Annotated in this window: 26 protein-coding genes and 2 pseudogenes; 19 read left to right on the forward strand and 9 right to left on the reverse strand. The window is 46.0% G+C overall.

Translation table 11 applies throughout. From position 1 onward, the window contains the following. Positions 1-12 precede the first annotated feature (12 nt). From M1J35_RS06355 to M1J35_RS06365, 3 genes are all read left to right on the forward strand, one after another. A complete protein-coding gene (locus M1J35_RS06355; RefSeq protein WP_254653075.1) occupies positions 13-906 on the forward strand; it encodes a cidABC operon transcriptional activator CidR in 894 nt (297 codons plus the stop codon). 189 nt (positions 907-1,095) lie between these two features. Then, positions 1,096-1,632 carry an acyl-CoA thioesterase gene (locus M1J35_RS06360; RefSeq protein WP_034761531.1) on the forward strand — a complete coding sequence of 179 codons (537 nt, stop codon included), beginning with the start codon at positions 1,096-1,098 and terminating at the stop codon, positions 1,630-1,632. Further along, positions 1,629-2,003, forward strand: coding sequence for a hypothetical protein (locus M1J35_RS06365; RefSeq protein ID WP_034761534.1), 375 nt, complete (start codon positions 1,629-1,631; stop codon positions 2,001-2,003). The genes M1J35_RS06360 and M1J35_RS06365 overlap by 4 nt, the downstream gene beginning before the upstream one ends. A 67-nt stretch (positions 2,004-2,070) precedes the next feature. Here the strand turns inward: M1J35_RS06365 and M1J35_RS06370 are convergent, their stop codons facing one another. Next, positions 2,071-3,399, reverse strand: a complete 1,329-nt coding sequence (locus M1J35_RS06370; protein WP_371928746.1) for an aminotransferase-like domain-containing protein — start codon at positions 3,397-3,399, stop codon at positions 2,071-2,073. Between the two features lie 172 nt (positions 3,400-3,571). Between M1J35_RS06370 and blaOXA the strand changes: the two genes are divergently transcribed. The 3 genes from blaOXA (at position 3,572) to M1J35_RS06385 (ending at position 5,245) form a co-directional block, all read left to right on the forward strand. Continuing rightward, positions 3,572-4,354 (forward strand): class D beta-lactamase, encoded by a 783-nt coding sequence (gene blaOXA / locus M1J35_RS06375; protein ID WP_254653077.1) that lies wholly within the window; start codon positions 3,572-3,574, stop codon positions 4,352-4,354. A 228-nt stretch (positions 4,355-4,582) separates the two neighbouring features. Next, positions 4,583-4,795: a hypothetical protein gene (locus tag M1J35_RS06380; RefSeq protein WP_224521280.1), complete on the forward strand. Its 213-nt coding sequence runs from the start codon at positions 4,583-4,585 to the stop codon at positions 4,793-4,795. A gap of 12 nt (positions 4,796-4,807) precedes the next feature. Next, the gene (locus M1J35_RS06385; RefSeq protein WP_254653078.1) at positions 4,808-5,245 is read left to right on the forward strand and encodes a GNAT family N-acetyltransferase; all 438 of its coding nucleotides are present in this window, start codon (positions 4,808-4,810) and stop codon (positions 5,243-5,245) included. A 37-nt stretch (positions 5,246-5,282) separates the two neighbouring features. Here the strand turns inward: M1J35_RS06385 and M1J35_RS06390 are convergent, their stop codons facing one another. After that, a complete protein-coding gene (locus M1J35_RS06390) occupies positions 5,283-5,831 on the reverse strand; it encodes a TetR/AcrR family transcriptional regulator (protein WP_224521278.1) in 549 nt (182 codons plus the stop codon). Positions 5,832-5,959: 128 nt separating this feature from the next. Here M1J35_RS06390 and M1J35_RS06395 point away from each other — a divergent pair, with 128 nt between their 5' ends. The 4 genes from M1J35_RS06395 to M1J35_RS06410 all read left to right on the forward strand — a co-directional run bounded on the left by M1J35_RS06395 (position 5,960) and on the right by M1J35_RS06410 (position 7,352). Beyond that, on the forward strand, positions 5,960-6,268 hold the full coding sequence (locus tag M1J35_RS06395; RefSeq protein WP_224521277.1) for a DUF2834 domain-containing protein: 309 nt from the start codon (positions 5,960-5,962) through the stop codon (positions 6,266-6,268). Between the two features lie 115 nt (positions 6,269-6,383). After that, entirely contained in the window at positions 6,384-6,572 is a 189-nt protein-coding gene (locus M1J35_RS06400) for a hypothetical protein (protein WP_254653079.1), read from the forward strand. A gap of 10 nt (positions 6,573-6,582) precedes the next feature. Beyond that, entirely contained in the window at positions 6,583-6,864 is a 282-nt protein-coding gene (locus M1J35_RS06405) for a phosphatase (protein ID WP_224521275.1), read from the forward strand. Further along, complete coding sequence (locus M1J35_RS06410; RefSeq protein WP_254653080.1) at positions 6,861-7,352, forward strand: hypothetical protein; 492 nt, start codon at positions 6,861-6,863, stop codon at positions 7,350-7,352. The genes M1J35_RS06405 and M1J35_RS06410 overlap by 4 nt, the downstream gene beginning before the upstream one ends. Positions 7,353-7,456: 104 nt before the next feature. On the opposite strand, the gene M1J35_RS06415 is transcribed toward M1J35_RS06410, so the two are convergent. Further along, a complete protein-coding gene (locus tag M1J35_RS06415; RefSeq protein WP_254653081.1) occupies positions 7,457-8,650 on the reverse strand; it encodes an MFS transporter in 1,194 nt (397 codons plus the stop codon). A 210-nt stretch (positions 8,651-8,860) separates the two neighbouring features. Here M1J35_RS06415 and M1J35_RS06420 point away from each other — a divergent pair. Both M1J35_RS06420 and M1J35_RS06425 read left to right on the forward strand, forming a co-directional pair. Then, positions 8,861-9,059, forward strand: a pseudogene (locus tag M1J35_RS06420) (KGG domain-containing protein); the annotation flags it as partial. Between the two features lie 143 nt (positions 9,060-9,202). Beyond that, positions 9,203-9,424: pseudogene (locus M1J35_RS06425) on the forward strand (KGG domain-containing protein); the annotation flags it as partial. A gap of 136 nt (positions 9,425-9,560) precedes the next feature. On the opposite strand, the gene M1J35_RS06430 reads toward M1J35_RS06425, so the two are convergent. From M1J35_RS06430 to coxB, 5 genes are all read right to left on the reverse strand, one after another. Beyond that, entirely contained in the window at positions 9,561-9,797 is a 237-nt protein-coding gene (locus tag M1J35_RS06430; RefSeq protein WP_224521271.1) for a hypothetical protein, read from the reverse strand. Positions 9,798-9,969: 172 nt separating this feature from the next. Next, positions 9,970-10,236, reverse strand: coding sequence for a hypothetical protein (locus tag M1J35_RS06435; RefSeq protein WP_254653082.1), 267 nt, complete (start codon positions 10,234-10,236; stop codon positions 9,970-9,972). Positions 10,237-10,238: 2 nt separating this feature from the next. Beyond that, positions 10,239-10,823: a cytochrome c oxidase subunit 3 gene (locus M1J35_RS06440; protein WP_254653083.1), complete on the reverse strand. Its 585-nt coding sequence runs from the start codon at positions 10,821-10,823 to the stop codon at positions 10,239-10,241. Next, on the reverse strand, positions 10,820-12,691 hold the full coding sequence (locus tag M1J35_RS06445; protein WP_254653694.1) for a cytochrome c oxidase subunit I: 1,872 nt from the start codon (positions 12,689-12,691) through the stop codon (positions 10,820-10,822). The genes M1J35_RS06440 and M1J35_RS06445 overlap by 4 nt, the downstream gene beginning before the upstream one ends. Positions 12,692-12,784: 93 nt before the next feature. After that, positions 12,785-13,774, reverse strand: a complete 990-nt coding sequence (gene coxB / locus M1J35_RS06450) for a cytochrome c oxidase subunit II (protein WP_254653084.1) — start codon at positions 13,772-13,774, stop codon at positions 12,785-12,787. Between the two features lie 247 nt (positions 13,775-14,021). Here coxB and M1J35_RS06455 point away from each other — a divergent pair, with 247 nt between their 5' ends. Both M1J35_RS06455 and M1J35_RS06460 read left to right on the forward strand, forming a co-directional pair. Next, the gene (locus M1J35_RS06455; protein WP_254653085.1) at positions 14,022-14,573 is read left to right on the forward strand and encodes a CBO0543 family protein; all 552 of its coding nucleotides are present in this window, start codon (positions 14,022-14,024) and stop codon (positions 14,571-14,573) included. A gap of 135 nt (positions 14,574-14,708) precedes the next feature. After that, positions 14,709-15,482 (forward strand): PAS domain S-box protein, encoded by a 774-nt coding sequence (locus tag M1J35_RS06460; RefSeq protein WP_254653086.1) that lies wholly within the window; start codon positions 14,709-14,711, stop codon positions 15,480-15,482. 47 nt (positions 15,483-15,529) lie between these two features. On the opposite strand, the gene M1J35_RS06465 is transcribed toward M1J35_RS06460, so the two are convergent. Continuing rightward, positions 15,530-15,799 (reverse strand): DUF3243 domain-containing protein, encoded by a 270-nt coding sequence (locus M1J35_RS06465; protein WP_254653087.1) that lies wholly within the window; start codon positions 15,797-15,799, stop codon positions 15,530-15,532. 300 nt (positions 15,800-16,099) lie between these two features. Here M1J35_RS06465 and M1J35_RS06470 point away from each other — a divergent pair, with 300 nt between their 5' ends. The 5 genes from M1J35_RS06470 to M1J35_RS06490 all read left to right on the forward strand — a co-directional run bounded on the left by M1J35_RS06470 (position 16,100) and on the right by M1J35_RS06490 (position 18,974). Then, on the forward strand, positions 16,100-16,372 hold the full coding sequence (locus M1J35_RS06470) for a hypothetical protein (RefSeq protein WP_254653088.1): 273 nt from the start codon (positions 16,100-16,102) through the stop codon (positions 16,370-16,372). A gap of 80 nt (positions 16,373-16,452) precedes the next feature. Next, positions 16,453-17,346: a DUF6843 domain-containing protein gene (locus tag M1J35_RS06475; protein ID WP_254653089.1), complete on the forward strand. Its 894-nt coding sequence runs from the start codon at positions 16,453-16,455 to the stop codon at positions 17,344-17,346. A gap of 80 nt (positions 17,347-17,426) precedes the next feature. Continuing rightward, positions 17,427-17,822, forward strand: a complete 396-nt coding sequence (locus M1J35_RS06480) for a nuclear transport factor 2 family protein (protein WP_254653090.1) — start codon at positions 17,427-17,429, stop codon at positions 17,820-17,822. 144 nt (positions 17,823-17,966) lie between these two features. Next, a complete protein-coding gene (locus tag M1J35_RS06485; protein ID WP_224521261.1) occupies positions 17,967-18,356 on the forward strand; it encodes a DUF5412 domain-containing protein in 390 nt (129 codons plus the stop codon). A 165-nt stretch (positions 18,357-18,521) separates the two neighbouring features. Continuing rightward, complete coding sequence (locus tag M1J35_RS06490; RefSeq protein WP_254653091.1) at positions 18,522-18,974, forward strand: helix-turn-helix domain-containing protein; 453 nt, start codon at positions 18,522-18,524, stop codon at positions 18,972-18,974. Positions 18,975-18,976 lie beyond the last annotated feature (2 nt).

The raw sequence follows: 18,976 nt of genomic DNA on the forward strand, positions 1-18,976 counted from the left end.
GAAGGTGCTCAAGTGGATATCAGACACTTAAAATATTTTATAGAAGTAACGAAATTCAAAAGTTTCACCCGTGCGGCGGATCATTTGTTTGTGACCCAGCCTACGATCAGTAAGATGATCCGGAACCTGGAGGATGAGCTCGGAGTGGAGCTGTTTGACCGTTCCCGGAAGCAGCTTGTCCTGACGGATGCGGGACGGGCGATTTTGACGCAGGCTCAGACGATCGATAAGGCGTTCGAGAATGTTCAGCATGAACTTGATGATCTGATCGGTTTGCAGCGGGGACATATCCGCATCGGTTTGCCGCCGATCATGGATGCGGGTCAATTCATCAAGGTCCTGGGTGAGTTCCATGCGCTCTATCCAGGCATCACGTTCCAGCTGATCGAGAACGGGACGAAGCGGATTGAAGAGGATATCCTTGCCGATCAGCTGGATGTCGGTGTCGGAGTGCTTCCCGCAGCAGAAGAGGATTTTCATCATTTTTCCTTTATGAGGGAAGAATTGAGGATCGTGGTTCCGAAGACGCACCGGTTGGCGGGCAGAAAGCAAGTGAAGTTAATGGAGCTCGAGGATGAACAGCTCATTCTTTTTAACAAGGACTTCGCGTTGAATGACCGGATCCGTGAGGCGTGTAAAGAAGCCGGGTTTCTTCCGAAAGTGGTATCAGAAAGCTCTCAGTGGGATTTTATCGGGAAGATGATTGAAGCTAAACTTGGGATTTCGATCCTGCCTTATAGCGTGTATGAACAGTTGAAGGAGGACCTGGTTGCGATTCGGGTCGTGAAGCCCGTCATCGAGTGGGACCTCGCTATCATTTGGAGGAAAAATCAATACTTATCGTATGCCACGAAAGAGTGGCTCACCTTTACCCAGGAACGATTAATGGGGAGCATTTCCGACTGAGGAATGCTCTTTTTTTTGCCCCGATTTAGGAAAAATGGGTATTGATACCATTCAATTGTAAGCCGTTGCATAGACAGTATCTATGGTGATGATGAGGAACATTCATTTCACTTATCCTGTTTCGGGGCGTACACTTTGTGTATCAAACGTTTGAAATACCAGTACACAAACAGAAGGGACTTGTTCTTCATGCCAAACAAGAAGCATCCGAAAGAGAGTCTGGTCGTCAGCACGGACCAGGTTATGATCAATGATTTAAACAACTACAATACCCTGTTCGGTGGGGTTTTGATGAAGAAGCTTGATAATAATGCGACGCTATCCGCCAGACGTCACGCCCGGGTGAAGGAATGTGTCACGGCGTCAACGGATTCCATCGACTTCCTGTATCCGATCCATCAAAGTGATTCCGTTTGCGTTGAATCTTTCGTCTCCTATGTGGGGAATAAATCGATGGAAATCTTCTGCAAAGTGATTGCCGAAGATATGATTACAGGAGAAAGACGAATGGCAGCGACGGCTTTCCTAACCTTTGTCGCACTTGATGAAAATAAAAATCCCGTCAAGGTACCGGAAATCGTACCGGAAACAGAAGAAGAGAGATTCTTATTCGAATCAGGAAAAGAGCGTGCGGAAAGAAGAAGGGTCCGCCGCAAGCAGAGTAAGATCCTGAATGACATCATCGGACTCGAAAAACCTTGGAATATGGGAGGGGAGGCATCATGAGCATGATGGTAGCAGGAATGAACGAACTCCACGAAGCAAAAAAAGATGTAGAAGCCTTGAAACAGGATTACCCTGAACTGAATGAGCAGCTCGTCCACGTCACCAGCCTGACGCGACAGCTGCAGCTGAAGTACGGCTACATGGGGTCCCTACTCCGTGACAAAGAGTTGCCGGATTATGAACCACAGTTTGTCCGGGATTCGATCCTTTCACTCTATCAGGACGAGGTACAGAAACTGAAGGCACACCCGAATATCGTTCAGCTGAAAGACATCATGAAAAAGCACAGACAAATCAGCGACTCGAAATTATTCTTATTGATCCTTGGCGCGAAACCGGAACTGCTACAGGGATCCACGATCATAAAATAATGGAGAGTGAAGCCGGAAGAGGGGAGTCTTCCGGCTTTTTTGATCGTAAATTTGCGGGATTAACGGACTATCTCCACATCACCCCTTTTTTTCGCTCAATCATCATTTCCTGAATGGTTTCTGCCATGAGTGCAACGCCTTCTCTAATCATTTGATCCCTTACATGGGACACACTGAGCCGGAGCTCATCATATCTCATGAATTCCTCCAGGTACATGGATTCCGTGCTTTGCATCAGCACGTTTTTATCCTTTAACCGCTGGATGAAATCACTCGCTTTCAATGAAGAAGGCACCCTGACCGTAGAGTAAAAGCCAGATGCAGGGCATGTATAGGACGTACCCTCCGGCATGAAAGCACGATACGCCCCGCAAAGCACCTCTCCCTTTTTCCGGTACAGGTTCCGGACCTTCTCAATATGGGCCCCGAACATTCCGTTTTTCAAATAGATTTCCAGAGCCCCCTGGGTGATGACCGGTGTATGGACGTCAGCGGCAAACTTGGCACGTGTGAATCCTTCGATCAACTCAGTGGGAAGGACGACGAGGCCGAGACGCAGACCCGGCAATAGGGTTTTAGAGAAGCTTTTTGTATAGATGACCTTTCCATTCGGTTGATAGGCAAACATGGGATCCTGCTTCAAATCGGGATCAAGATCACCCATATAATCGTCCTCCACGATATACACATCATAGCGTTCGGCGAGCTCAACGATCTTCCTTCTTTCTTCGTTCGTGTAACTATGTCCGGTGGGATTATGAAATCTCGAGACAAGATAAAAGAATTTAATCTCTTCGTTTTGAAAAATGGTCTCGAGCTGTTCCAGGTCAGGTCCGTCCCTCCCGATGTCAATCCCCATACAGGGCTGGTCCTTCACAGACTCTATGAAACTAGGATGTGCGGGCTGCTCGGTCAGGATGGTCCGCTTGCCGTTGGGGAACGGGAGGCGGATCAAGAGATGGAGGGCCTGCTGGGATCCCGTTGTGACGGCAATGCGTGAAGGATCGGTAAACACCTGTAGATCCCGGAGATGCCGGGCGAGTTCTTCACGCAGTGAGGGTAGTCCGAGAAGGTCGGAATAAGTGAACATGTCTTCTTTGTACCGGTCGATGGCCTGGTTCATGCAGTGCTTGTAATCGAGATAGGGCATGGCATGTTTGTCGGGACCGGCGGATAGGAAGTCATAGACGGGTACTGTTGAACCGGTCTGTTTTTTATAAGGATAATCTTCAACCAGGTAATAGCCGCTTTTACTCACGGCATAAATTTTATGGCTGAACTCTAGTTCTTTGTAGGCTTTGATGACAGTATTCAAGCTGCATGAGAACTCGCCTGCAAGGGATCTGATCGAGGGCAGGCGGGTCCCGGGCTTGAGGCGGCCGGACTCGGCAAGCATTTCAATGTAATGGATGATTTCTTCGAATTTGGCATGGGGCACTTCTGTTTCCTCCCATCTGTAGGGGTACAGTCTATGAAAAACAGCGTTGGACCCTGCTGTTTCTGTCAGTATACTAAAAATCAAGAATGATAGGCCTGTCTTTCTAGTAAACCATAAGGAGTGGAATGTAATGAAGCGAATCGCTACACTAGTCATGAGTATGGTCCTGATCGTCATGGGAGGAACGTATGCCGACGCCAAGACAAATGTTCAATCGGAAATCGTTGACATGTTGAATGGAAAAGACGCGACCATCGTCATCCGCAACCTGAAGACAGACAAGGAATTCGTTTACAACAAGGAGAGAAGCGAGAGGAGATATACCCCTGAATCAACGTATAAAGTGCCCCACGCCCTGATTGGATTGTCGACGGGTGCCGTCAGGGATGAATATGAAGTGAAACGCTGGGACGGAACAGTGAGGGAGTTCCCGGACTGGAATCGGGATCATACCCTCGCTTCCGGCATGAGATACTCCGTCATCTGGTATTATCAGGCCATGGCCCGTGATATCGGGGAAAAGAGGATGCAGGAAAACCTTGAAAAGATGGATTATGGGAACGAAGATATATCTGGTGGCATCGATTCTTTTTGGCTCGACAGCAGTCTGAAAATATCGGCCCGGGAGCAGACCGATTTTTTCGAAGGTCTGGTGGAAGAAAGCCTGCCTTATGACAAACAGCAGATGAGAACCGTGAAGCGGATCATGATCAATGACGAGCAGGACGACTATATCATCCACGGCAAAACCGGGACCCGGCTGTCGGATTTCGGACTCGGCTGGTACACGGGGTATGTGGAAACCGATAAGGGAGAGTGGGTATTCGCCGTCAACTTGGATGGAAGCGGGACAGAAGCGAAGAATCTGACGGTAGAGGTGCTGGAGAAGATGCACATCATTCCGGAAGAATAATGGAGAGAGCTTACCCAATGTGGGGGTAAGCTCTCTTTTACATCTTGTGAAAAATTCTATAATTTGAAATAATTAGTAAAAAGAAACTTGAGGGAATCGAATTGCATGACCTATCTTGTAAATGACATCTACGACATTCTGAATGGTGTGGGGATCGTTTTTTTATCTTGATTTCCTTTTTGATTCTTACGATTTTGAAAAAGAGAAAAAATAATGTTGGGGTGGACCATGATGAAACGATTGGTGGAAAGGCTCATTTATCTGGTCTTCACGTTGTTCATCTTTGTCGTGTTATGGAAAGGGACGGCTATTTTATGGGAGGCATTCGTGCCGTGGAATTACAGGACCGATTTATTTGGCATTTTGATTGTTGCGCCACTACTGCTTGCCTTGTCGTTCATTCTGTCAACGCTTGCCTTTCAGTACACGAAAGATTCTTGAGGAGGAACATGGATGAGATCAGAGATCATTCCCTTTGACCCGAAGTATGCCAAGGAAACCGTGGACATGTGGCGGGAAAGTAAGGAGCGGGCCATTGGGCAAAAGGAAAAACATAGTGTGGAAAATCACCTCTATTTTTTAACCAGCATCCTGACTCGTCAATACCAAGTTGATCTGGCACTCATAAATGGAAAAGTAGCCGGAATGGCCGCCTATAATGAAACGGAAATCAGTCAGCTTTACATTCACGTTGATTATCAAGGACTCGGGATCGGTCAAGTGTTTCTGGATAAAGCAAAGGCGAAGTCAAGCGGGTGCTTGACCCTGTATACCTTTGAAGTGAATGAGAATGCCCAGAGGTTTTATGAAAAGAACGAATTCGTGGTGATCGGAAGAGATCACGAAAATGAGGAAAACCTGCCGGATATTCAGTACGAATGGAAGGCGTAATGTGGTATATGAGTAAAGGAAAAGAAGCAATCAGTCTCTACTGGTTGCTTCTTTTTTCAATGGCTTTTAAGGCAAGGCCGATGCGTGAATCATCACCAAGGGCATCAAGAAGGGCAATGCCCTCGACAGTCACAAGGGCAAGGGCGGCCATCTGTTCCACATCCTCCCCTTCTTCAACCAGAAGGATCTCCTGATAAAACGAATAGAAATGATCACAAATGTCTCTTGCTACGACCTGCAGGGAGTCGTGCTCATCTGACGCCATGGTGATCAGTTCAAGCCATAGCTTTATGTAGGGGCGGACCTCTGGATCCTGCATCATATGATATAAAAACGGGACCAGGGTATGAAAAGGCTGCTTTTTTATATCAGCATGTTGAAGCAGGCTGATCAGCTGTTGGGAAATGGATGACAGGACCACGGTAAATAGCTCTTCTTTATTAGTGAAATAGTGAAGGAGCATCCTGTCACTTGTGTTGGCTGCCTTCGCAAGGTTTCGTAAGCTGGCAGACTGGAGGCCATTCGCCAGGATATAGTCAGCGGTTTTCGCTATAATTTCTCGTTTCTTCTTTTCTCCTTTTTCCATGGGAAGTGTCTCACCTCTTTGTGTGTAGTATAAGCTACTTTTCCATCTAAAAGAAAGGATTGATTTAAAATGTAATGAGTGCTACACTTTAAATGTAATGAGTGCTACATTTTGGAGAGAGGGTGTTTATGTTGGCAAAAGAAAAGGGTATGAATCTTCCTGCGCCGCTACTAGTGGTGGTATTGATCCTGTTTTCCATTTTGACAGGGGTCTCGGTTTTTCATCATGGGCTGATCGGAATCTTTACGGAAGCATTTCGCAATACGGCTACCATGCAGGTGTTTTTTGATTTATTCATTGCTTTGTTCCTTGTGATGGTATGGATGTGGCATGATGCAAAAAGCAGTGACCGACTGTTTTGGCCCTGGGCGGTTCTGACACTTGCCATTGGTTCGTTTGGACCGTTGTTGTATTTGCTTTCTGGAAAGAGAAGGTAGATGAACGATCCGATTGGGGTCGTTTTTTTTATTTTTCTTGAAGAGGATTACGATACTTTAGTGGCGAATAGATTTAGGGATATGGAAACAAATGTATATACGGGGGATGGAGGATATGGCCGAACCTACAAATGAAAAACAGAAACGGATTCAAGAAATATACCGAAAGAATAAGAGAGAGGAATATTCCAATACTAACTGGACAATGATTCTCATCCTGTGTGTGATTCCGGTGCTCATCCTTCTTGTGACAAGTGCTTTATTCGATCTCGGGGTTGGACTACCTGCGTTCTTTGGAAGATAGGGTGTGTGTAATGAAACGATTGTGGATTGGGTTAACCTGTTTGATGGTCAGTGCGATTCTTTATGGGTCGACACTTATAGCTGCTGCCGTTTATTCCGATTTGCTGATGAGAGTTGACGGACTCGGATGGAACTTTCAGTATGGTGTATTCGGAACCGCGTTGCTTGAGGTAGGGGCATTTCCATTGGTGTTGGCGGTGATTTCAGGGGGGACGGGAATCGTGTTGATAGCGTTGGAATTCCGAAAGCACAAGGCAGAAAATGAAGAGCAGCCTAAGGAGATAGAGGAATGAAGAATCGCTGGTGGTTAATTGTATTATCTGTGATGGTGGCTGCTGTTGGAGGAGGCTATATGTGGCTTAGGGTGCATCCTCCCATGGAAGTTGGGGTCGTTGCTCAAAATGCGGCAGGGACGTCCGTACTCGTGGAAGTGACCAATCATGGATGGAAAGATGCGAAAGTGACCGGGGTCACGGTCAATGGTGATGAAGCGCCAGATGAAGTGAAGATGGAGGTGAGCAACCTGCTGAGAGGGTATGCCATTACCGATGGACCCCGTGAAGAGCTGCCTGAAGAAATCAGCTTTGAAAATATTGGGGACGTAAGGATTAAGGCGGGTCCCACAAATGCAGAACAAATGGATCGCTTGGACGACGGAACAGCCACAAAGGAAGACAGGATCTATGCCGTGAACGTGTTTCATGATGAGAAAGTCAGGCAGGTGCAAATAGAGTATCAATCTTTAGGGATGACGTATAGGGAAACGGTGTACATTGAGTAGGGATGGATGATCTTTTTCCGAGCTCGAACCTAATCAAAACCGTTTATCTCTTATTGGCTAGTTTAAGGACGGGTGGAAGAGGACTTCACGAAGCGTCCTCTTTTTTATGTGGATCGCACATTTTCCCTTTTTCCCAATCGCATCGATATCCCAATCGATATAACCGAAAGGGTGACGATCATCCACACCACACCCGGCCAGTTCCACTGGTGATAGAAGCTTCCGCTCACGGTACCGCCCACGCTTGAGCCGGCATAATAGGCGGACAGATAGAGGGCAGAAGCCTGGGCTTTATCGTGGACGGCGAGGCGTCCGACCCAGCTGCTGGCGATGGAGTGACCGGCGAAGAATCCGTATGTAAAGACGGCGATTCCGATGATTTTCACCAATAAATTTGGATGAAGAGTTGTCACGACGCCTGATAACATGATGATAAGCGACAAGGGCAGGATTTTTCTTTTTCCATATTGATCGGCGAGCATTCCCATCCACGTGGAGCTGAAGGTGCCGACAATGTAGACGATGAAGATGAAGCCGACAACGGTCTGGCTGAGTGAGTAGGGTGGTGCGATCAGCTCGAATCCGATGTAATTGTAAAGGGAAACGAAGCCGCCCATCAAGAGAAATCCGATGGTGAAAAGGTATGTGAGTCCCGGGACCTTGAATTGGCTTAACAAGGAACCTGCCAGGGACGTGAGCTTAAAGCTCTGGGGCTCAAAATGGGCAGACTTTGGAAGCAAGGTCATGAAGATGATGCTTGAAAGCAGACTGATGACCCCGATTCCCATCAGTGCAATATGCCAGCTGAAATAATCGGTCAGGACGCCGCTGATGATCCGGCCAGACATGCCTCCGATGGAGTTTCCGCTGATATACAATCCCATGGCCATTCCCAGGCTCTTCCCTTCGATTTCTTCACCCAGATAAGCCATGGCGACGGCGGGTAGACCTGCAAGGGTGATTCCCTGCAGGATCCGGCCAGCGACAAGCATATGGAAGCCTGAGGTAAATCCCGTACAGATGGCAAGGATGGAAGAAGCCAGTAACGAGAAGGTCATCACGGATTTCCGGCCGTACACATCCGATAACGATCCTGCAATCAGCAGGCTGATCGCCAGGGCGATGGTGGTGGACGATTGGGTGAGACTCGATGTGGCCGGAGAGACATTGAACTCACGGGCGATTTCCGGAAGCAGGGGTTGCGTCCCCCACAGAATCGCGAACGTACTGAAGCCTCCTGCAAACAAAGCCAGGTTTGCATTCTTGAAAGCAGATGTTCCCCGCTTGATGTATTCCATATTGCAAGACTCCTTCGTACAATTCTTGTATCTTCATCATACACCTAGCGAGAAAGCACTTCTATTAAAAGGCCCTATCCACCAAAAGTATAAATTAAATTACAGAAATGTTAAAAACCCCCAAATCTGTTTATCTTTCGTGTCACGAGGTATATAACCAATGTACAATCGTACAACACCATTTAACCAAACATAAGGAGGATTTTGTTTATGTCAAACAGTAACAACAACAGCAATAACAACGGTAAAATGAGCTACGAAGAAGCCGGTCGTAAAGGCGGGGAACAGACAGCGAAAAACCATGACAAGGAATTCTACCAGGAGATTGGTGAAAAAGGTGGAGAAGCCACTTCAGATAATCATGATAAGAAATTTTATCAGGAAATCGGAGCGAAAGGCGGAAGCCAGTCCAGTAATTCAAGCAACAGCAACTCGGGTAATTCAAACAGCTCAAACAGCTCAAATAATTCAAACAGCAACAATAACTAGAATCTGAGTCCTTGATGATTTTGTGAAATATGAATGTTTACTAACTTTAAGGAGGATTTTATTATGTCAAACAATAACAATAACAATAACAATAATGGTAACAACAACAGCAAAATGAGCTACGAAGAAGCCGGCCGTAAAGGCGGGGAACAAACAGCGAAGAATCATGACAAGGAATTCTACCAGGAGATTGGTGAAAAAGGCGGAGAAGCCACGTCGGAGAATCACGATAAGAAGTTTTATCAGGAAATCGGAGCGAAGGGCGGAAGTCAGTCCAGTAACTCAAGCAACTCAAGTAATTCAAGCAACTCCAGCCGCTCAAACAATTCAAACAGCAAAAACTAGCACCGGATAAGTTCCGGAAATGAAAGAAGACCTGTCGATCAATAGTGACGACGGGTCTTTTTTTGAGTTCTATTGTTTACCGAGCGGAGCATTTTAAATCGTCTAGTAATGATTCTAACTTGGCTAAAGCGGACGATAGATCCAGGTAGGTTTCTACGGAGTCATGTTGTGTGACGACAAAGACTTTGGATTCATGGGAATAAGAAACCTTCAAGAGGTCAGTATCATGTTCAGAAAATGAATGGGTGATGTCACATTGGGAATAGGTTTCAAGTGTCCGTAAAATAGTGTACAGCTCATTATTTTCTGACATTATCTACATCTCCTTTCAATAAAGGGAAGAATATTTGTCTGATTTTGGATTATTTTAACATGATATAAAGTGGGGGGGAAGGGAGAAAAGTCATGTTTTACATACATGTTAAACTAGCTGGAATGAATGTGGATGAAATGAAAAAAGGGAGCACACCTGCCCCCTCACTTTTTTATTTTAAAAGAAATAAATATAGAAAAGTCAGCCCGCCGACAAGCAGGCCGCTCGATAAAGAGAGCCACTTCCACTTTGTCAGGGGTGCTTTCGTTTTCATCAATATCGTCATCTGCAGGCTGATAGATAAAAAGGCAAGGGTTAGGAGTAGGAGGAGAAGCGTTGAACGATCAAATTGTTCCTTGCCGTATTCAACGAGTGCGTACCCCCCGATGGCTGAACCGATCACGATGATATAAAGGAAGATGAACGCAGCTTTTTTCACTCTTATCCCACCTTTCCAAACAGATAGACGAGGGTGAAGATCAAGACCCATACGAGATCGACGAAGTGCCAGTAAAGGGAAAACACTGAAAGTCTCGTTGAGGTTTCCCGGCAAACCCCTTTCACCCCAAAGTGTATGAGCAGGATCCCCATCCAGATAACCCCTGCCAGGACATGCATTCCATGGGTCCCGACCAATAGGTAGAAGGAGGATAGAAATGGACTTGTGTCCAGTTCAAATCCTTTTTCGTAGTAGTGGATGAACTCCCTTGATTCCATTACTAAAAAGATGCCGCCAAGTAGAAGAGTCAAGAGTAATAGAAGGGAAGTCTTCCTGGTTTCTCCCTTTTCACTCCACCTGACACAGGCAAAAATCGTGAAGCTGCTTGAGAGGAGAAGGACCGTCGAAATCACGACACTCTTCAATTCCAGCATTTCTTCACTGGATGGACCGTCGGATAAATGAGATTTAAGGGTTAAATACACCCCGAACAGGGAGGCGAAGATGACGACCTCCGCCGCGATAAAGAACCACATGGCAAGCTTCTTGTCCTGCTCTTGTTCGATTTCGAATGCGTGTTGACTCATTGCCCTTTTCTCCTTTCTGCCCGCAGTTCATCGGGCGTATAAGGCGTCCATGTGCGACCGGCAGTGAAGGATCGGAGCGTCAGCATACCGATTACACTGACAAAACCGAACCATTGCAGGGGTGGGAAACCAAATATGAAGCCAAAGGAAGAGACAAAGAGGGCTCCTGCGAGCATCATCGGCTGTGCGGAATGGTTCGATACGAAAATGACGTCTTCTTCCGCTACCGTTCGAATGGTTCCATCCCCTTCCTGCTTTTCATACCAGAGCTGATCAATGGTGGTGACGAGTGGACGCTTGATGAAATTGCCCAGGGGCGGTGGTGATGGAATCGACCATTCAAGGGTCCGTCCCTCCCACGGGTCACCGGTGAGGTCCCGCTTTTCATTCCGGTAACTCCAGAAAATATTCCAAAGAAAGATCATCACAGCGAGTGCCATAAGGAAGGCTCCGATTGTGCTGATGAGATTCAATGTTCCTAATCCGTCGCTTTTTAAATACGTAAACACGCGGCGGGGCATCCCGTTCAATCCCATGAGATGCATCGGGAAGAAGGTGACATGAAAGCCGATGGTGAACAGCCAGAAATGCCATTTTCCCAAAGCCTCATTGAGTAGGAAGCCGAACATTTTCGGCCACCAGTAATACACTCCTGCAAAGATTCCGAGGACCGTCCCACCGACGATCACATAGTGAAAGTGTCCGACGACAAAGTAACTGTCGTGGTACTGATAATCGGCAGGGGCCGATGAAAGCATGACACCCGTCGCACCGCCGATGAGGAAGGTAGGGATGAACGCAAGTGAAAATAACATGGCGGTCTTAAATCGTATGACCCCTCCCCGCAGTGTGAAGAGCCAGTTGAATACTTTAATACCCGTCGGCACCGCAATCGACATGGTGGACAGGGCAAAGATGGCGTTGGAGATCGGCCCGAGCCCCACGGTGAACATGTGATGGATCCACACCATGAATCCGAGGAACCCAATCAGGACGAGGGCGAACACCATGGCCGGATAGGCAAACAGATTGCGTTTTGAAAAGGTGGTGATGACATCGGAAAAGATGCCGAACGCCGGCAAAATTAAAATATATACTTCTGGGTGACCGAAGATCCAGAATAAGTGCTGCCAAATGATGGGGTTTCCTTCAGTCCCCGTGAGAAAAGCCGTCCCATACACCCGGTCCATCGTCAGTAGTAACAGGGCGACGGTCAAAGCGGGAAAGGCAAATAAAATCAGGATCGATGTCACAAAGGAAGACCACGTAAATAGTGGCATTCTCATAAAAGTGAGCCCTGGGGCCCGTTTGCGAATGATCGTCACCAAAAAGTTAATGGCGGACATGATCGTCCCGGCTCCGGCGATTTGGATCCCAATGGCGTAATAATCAAGTCCGGGTCCCGGGGTATACACATCGAGGCTTAAGGGGGCAAAGCCCGTCCAGCCTGCAGAAGGCGATCCACCGAGAACGAAGCTGATATTCACCAAAGCCCCACCGACAAGGAACAGCCAAAAGCTCAACAAGTTGAGGTGGGGGAACGCCAAGTCCCTGGCTCCGATTTGAAGGGGGACGGCGACATTCATCAGCCCGATCAATAACGGCATGGCGACGAAGAAGATCATCGTCGTTCCGTGTGTGGTCATCATTTGGTTATACTTTTCTCCCTGGAAGACCCAGAATTGATTCTCAGGAAGTGCGAGCTGTAGCCTTATGATCAAAGCATCGAGACCACCGCGAAGGAAGAAGGCTCCTCCTGCCGCAAGATATAAGATGCCGACTTTATAATGGTGAGTGGAGGTTGCCCATTCCCAGGCCAACTTCCACTTTTTATAACGGGTCAACAAGAACAGGGCAGCCGCGGCCATGAGGATGATCGAGATGTCTGCTGCAACGATATCAGAGGGGAATACGAATTCCCGTCCGAAAAGGGTGTACTTGATATCCATATTCTCCACCTCCTATTCTAATTGGGAAAGATACGTGCTTAGTGCGTTTAGGTCTTCTTCTGTGAGGTCAGGAAATGGAGGCATGTTGACGTCCGGTTTGAATGATGACGGGTCCCTGATCCATTTCTTCCTATTTTCGTCTGTGTTAGGTAGGACATTCCCGATCCGCTCTTTACCGGCCATTCCGGAAAGATTCGGTCCTTTGCTTCTTTCTGAAGGTGATACGGCATGACAGGTCAAGCACTTGGAGATAAACAGTTTCTCTCCTTTTTCAGATGCCGTGGACACCGCATCTGGTGCTTTTTTCTTCTGTTCCTGGTCGATCCATTGAGCGAACTCCCTTTCTCCGACTGCTTGGACCTGGAATCTCATATAGGAATGGGAAGCCCCGCATAACTCGGCACATTGCCCTTTGTAGACGCCTTCCTTAGAGGCATTCAACGTCAGCGTATTCGTCTTTCCTGGTATGAGATCTTTTTTTCCGCCAAGCCTTGGCATCCAGAAGGAGTGAATGACATCGCCGGAATTTAACTGGAATACGACAGGCCTATCCACTGGTATGTATGCTTCATTGGTCAGGGTAATGCCCTGATCGGGGTAGTGGACCTCCCACCAATATTGGTGTCCCGTGACCTCGATCTTCAGAGGGTTATCACTGTTTTCAGCTGATTCGGCGAGGGAAAACGTTCCCTTAACGGTAGGGACGGCGAGGATCACCAATAAGAGAATAGGAATGACGGTCCACGTCACTTCAAGCTTCTTGTTCCCTTTGACGTAGGAAGGCGTGACATGTCGGCGCTCAGGCGTTTCCCGATACTTCCATGTGAAGTATACGAACATGGAAAACACGACAAAAAAGACCAGCAGCATGATGGCAATGGAAATTTGGAATAAGTTCAATTGAAGTTCGGCCACGGTTCCTTTCGGATCGAGGACTTTAAAAGAGCTGCAGCCTGTGAGGAACAATACGGCAGGTAAAATACCGAAACAAAGACGCTTCATGGAATCCCCCTTTCATTAATATTTAAGGTCCGTCCCTGAACATAGGACGGTAAGCCTTTCCCTACATACCCTACCTCTAATTTCCATCAATTAAACGAAAAATTTAGAAAATAGTGGAGATTAGGGGAATTGTACCATGTAGGAGAATAATATCTCTTGGTTGGCAAATACTATGGTCAAAATATAACCTGCATTCAGAGCCCTCTTAGATCATCTATGAGGGCTTTTTTTAAAAAGGGGATAGTGTATGCAAGAACGATATGATCAAATAAGAGAAAAGTCTCTGGAAGTGACCCGGGAGAATATCAATTATTGGCTGGAGTATTGTTTTCTAAGTCCTCGCTGGTGGTTCATCCTCACTCTTTTCATCCTGACCTGGGTGGTATTTATTCGTTTGACGAGAAACGAAACGAATAAGCCGAAACTGCTATTCCTGGGACTTGTATGGATCATCGTTGCCGCCAATTTAGACGGATTTGGGTTTGATCTCGGAATGTGGGGATACCCTGGACAACTGATTCCGATTCTGCCGAAAGCATACTTATTCGACTATGCCTTGATCCCGGTCACTTTCATGCTGGTATATAGATATTTTCCTAAAGGGAAGCCGTTCTTTTATGCCACCCTCATTCTTTCGGGAGGAGCATCGTTTATTGGAGAAACGGTATTTGAATGGTTACAAATTTACAAGACCTATCACTGGAAGATGTGGTGGTCATTTGTGATTTATTTTGTTCTTTCCTATTTGATCAGAGGAGTGGTGGAGTACATTTTCAGAAAAGGCGATCCAATCGGATGATTGAATCGTGTCCATAATGGGTAGGGAAGCTAACTTTAGTGTTGGCTTTTTTTAATCGGGGGATTGGAAGGGAATACCATCATCCTTGCTATCTAGTAAAACAATCTGTATCGTAGAAGGAAAAGGAGTGATAAAGTGAATGTTTCAATTGCAGAAGTAGATTATAAAGAAGTCATGGAATATTCACGGGATCCACTCATCATTCATACGGACTATAAGGTCCTGTACATAAATCATGCAGCGGAAGAGTTCTTCAGGAGCAACAAAGAGAGCATGATCGGTGCGAGCCCCCTCGATATTTTCCAGGAAAGCTCAAAGGTTGCCATCAGTCGGCGAATTCAATCTGCGTATGGAAAGCCGGCGGATGTCATTGAAGAGACCGTCTTCCGGATGGACGGGACGAGAGTGGAGGTGGAATTGTATTGCCACCCTGTGAAATTCGGGGATACGAAGGCGATCCAAACATACGTCTGGGATATCACGAGTCGGAAAGAAACAGAAAAGAATCAACATGACATGAATGAAGAAATCAATGAATTGTCAGCGACCATCGTACCGTTGATCGATGATGTGGCGGTTCTTCCGCTAAGAGGGAAGATAAATCAAGTGAAAGCGATGACGCTCCTCGATTTAATTCCGGGCAAAGTAAGGGACCAAAACGTCAATCGCTTAATCATTGATTTTTCCGGTGTTTATACGCTTGATCGCATGGTCATCGATTATCTTTTCAAGATTACGAACGTATTATCCCTGCTCGGTGTGCATTCCATCATATCAGGAATAAGACCCGAATTAGCCGTTGAAGCGATCGAGGTGGGGATCGATTTATCCGCGATTTCAACGGTGGCTACCGTTAAAGAGGCCCTGGCGCAAATCGGCATGACCTTACAAGAACAAAATGAATCATAGGAAAAGCCCCCAAAGATCATTCTATTGGGGGCTCGAAACTGTGTTGATTAGTTGGTTTGATCCGCAAGTTTCACTAACACATGAGCCATATGCTCACGCTCTTCCTTATTGGCCACATGCCACATCTCATTCAGTACCTTCTGCTCACGATTACGTGGTTCCTCATGCTCCGCTAAATAATCGGCGACGCGCTTAGCCCCTTTTGAAAGAGCCTCTTCACTCAGTCCGAGTTTTTCTCCTTTATGAACCTGATCTCCCAAATAGTCCTTGAACGAGTCGAAATGCTGCAGAATGTCTTCCTTTTTGTCTTCATTCATATTTGCCGCTGCTTGTTTTGGATCGTGTGCGATAATGAATTCCTCCTTTAGTTGGTTGTAGTAGTGTGTTTCCCTTTTAGAAGTAGATTAAACAGCTAAGAACATATTGAAGCTTCATTTTAAGAAAATATTGGAATAATTCTTCTTTCGGTGTAAAATTACACTATATAAATAGTGTGAAGTAGGTGAGTCGAATTGAAGAAGGTTCTTTATTCTTTGGTGGGTGCACTGCTTATGTGCCTTTGTATATTCAATTTTACTAACATCTTGAGTAATATAATTTCGTGGGAAACCTTCCTAATGGCCGGTTTCTTATCCTTAATTGTAAACGGTCTTTTCATCAGGGTCTGGCGCCTTAAAGGAGTTTTTTTTAAAGGCGAAATGTATCCTATTGCCCTTTATCAGGTCATCTTTATGGTCGTGATTGGCTTTCAAATCATCACAGTCTCTGACAAACCGTATATCATGGATGCATGGGATGGAATGTCCCCCTACCTTACGCTTGTAATGGTTTCAATCGTGCATGGATGCGTACTGTTGTTGATGGTGAAATGGAATAAAAAGCTACTGTAGTTGGCGAATGAGAGAAATCAAATTAAGTGGTAACGTTTTATTGAGAAATAGTTCACAATATCTTTGTGGAGGTTTACCCCATGATTAAAATCAAAGCGGCACTTTATACGAGCCTGATCCTTTCAATGTTCATGATGGTCATAAGCATAATGGACGGAGGGCTCTGGATTTTTCCGATTGTTCTGATCTATGCTTTGGCCGGAAACGTTGGGTATGGAATTCCTGTGTCCCTGCTGTCTGATTGGCTGACGAAAAAGATGTGGAAAGGGCGATTGATGACCGCAGGATTTATCCATGCTTTATTTGGCGGTCTTACATACTTTGTGATCGACGGGTTTGCCTGGTTTGCGGTCATTTGTGCCGTTATCTTTTTTTTCATTGATGAACGGTTGAAAAAGAAGCATAGGTCTAATGTAGATTCGGATAACAAGAGGTTTTACCTGAAATTAGGAAGCGTTGTTTTTGTTTTATTTGCCATGATTGTGGTTGTAAATTGGATACCTGGTAAGGAAAAGGAAGAAGGGATCAAGTCTCAGTACCTCATCCCAGAAGGACATGAGGGGACAATCGTTGTTTTCTATGGTGTTGTGGATCAGCCGGCACTTGAAAAAGAGGATGGGTTTTCCATGGTTCCAGTCGGGATTGAAAGTGTGCCTACCCTTATGAGGACGGATATTGAACGATACGGAGTCTATCGGACTTCGACAAAAGATCAAGTACATCATGTGAGTGAAAATCAATATTTCTATGTGGATGAAGAAGGGAACCGGGTTCTGATAGAGGATGAGTGCATTTATCTTAGCGGAGGCGGCAGGGTGACTCAATCCGACGGGGGTGAGATGACGTACGATGAATTTCAAGTGACGAATTCTTCATGCGGGGAAGACTTCCATCTAAAAGGAAATGAACGATACTCAGCACAGGGAAGGGAAATAGAAAAATATTATGAAGAGTATGGGGAGCGTGACCAATGAGTCGGGCTTCTTTTTTATGGGGATTGAGATTATGACTGCAATTTGAAATAATTGGTAGAGACAAAGTTTAGGAGGTTACAATGGACAATCAATCATTTAGAGCAGCTCTTGACGCATTTTTACGAGCATGGGAGAATTCATCGCTCATAGAATTGGAAACATTCATTTCCGTTGGCTATCAAGCGAGGGAAGTCAGGGATGGAGACATCGAGGCATTCGGATATGAGGAGTCGGTAGAAGGCTGGAAGCAGGGATTTTCCTACGTAAAAGGACAACAGGCAGAATGGGACATCCGCGAAGTGTCGATCATTCCAATGAAAGAGGATGAAAGGATGGTCATTCTCTACGCCACCATCGTACTGGACGGAAAACCGATGGAAACCGGAAACATGTTCTTCGACACCTTTAAGAAACGAGAAGAAGGTTGGAAGCTGGTGAGGAGTTATATTGAGACGGGGGTTGTGAGAGGTTCTTGAGGGACGGACCTCAAAATCGGTCTCTGAGAGTTGGGGAATGGGGAGATTTGAGGTCCGTCCCTCAATGTTTTTTTACTGAAGTCGGCATTTTTGCTGAGAGAAATGGATAAATGAAAGAATAATCGTTTATAAGGAGTACATAAGATGGGTTCAAATCGCGGTGTTGAAACTGAAAAGAAAGTAGTCTTTACTGTTTTGGGTCTCTTTGCTGTTTGTGTGATCGGATTTGGGATTTATGCAGTCTATTGGGCATTTTATGATATGAACAGGCTGCCGGAAGGTGAGTTTCTGACAGAAGAAGCATCTCCTGATGGGAAATACACGCTGCGGGCATATGTCACGAATGGGGGAGCAACGACTTCCTATGGGGTTAGAGGAGAATTGGTTGATAACGAAAAAGAGAACAAGACGAAAAATATTTATTGGAACTATCGGGAAGAGACGGCCGAGATTTCGTGGACTGATAAGGATACGGTCGTGATCAATGGAGTAACGCTGAATGTTCCTGGTGAAGAATTTGATTTCCGGAGATGATCTGGGCCACTTTTTCCCTGTGAAAAATGATATCGAAATCATTGATATAACTGGGATTTCCCCATGTCAACGTGGGGTTGCGGGTGTGTGCAACGATCCCGTTCTTTACGTTTGAAAGATGATGGGCAACAATGAAACTATCAACAGCGAAAGGTGACTGATGGAATGGTTTTCGGTGAGAAGTTAAAGAGGGAGAGAACCAATAAAGGGTGGTCCCAGGGTGAATTGGCAGAGCAATTGTTTGTCAGCAGACAATCGGTTTCGAAATGGGAGAACGGTCAGAATTATCCGAGTATCGAAATCATTATCCGATTGAGCGACTTGTTCGGAGTGACAATTGATGAACTATTGAGGAGTGATGAAGAGTTGAAGGAGAAGGTCATTCAAGACAGTAAACAACTCGCTTATCCGAGGGTTAAATTTATGTTCGATGTGTTGTTTTTAATAGGTTTCATATTACTTGTCATCAAATTGATCGTCCTGGGGGTGAATCATTTCACCCCGATGGATGCGACTTTATATGGCGGTTCATTTTTGTGGAATTTCGGTCCACTGATTCTTATGCTTGGAGGGGGATTCGGTTCTGGTGTGGTGAAGGATAAGTATAGGGAGGAGTAGGG

Origin of the sequence: Rossellomorea sp. KS-H15a (assembly GCF_024195245.1) — a bacterium.
Taxonomy (GTDB): domain Bacteria; phylum Bacillota; class Bacilli; order Bacillales; family Bacillaceae_B; genus Rossellomorea; species Rossellomorea vietnamensis.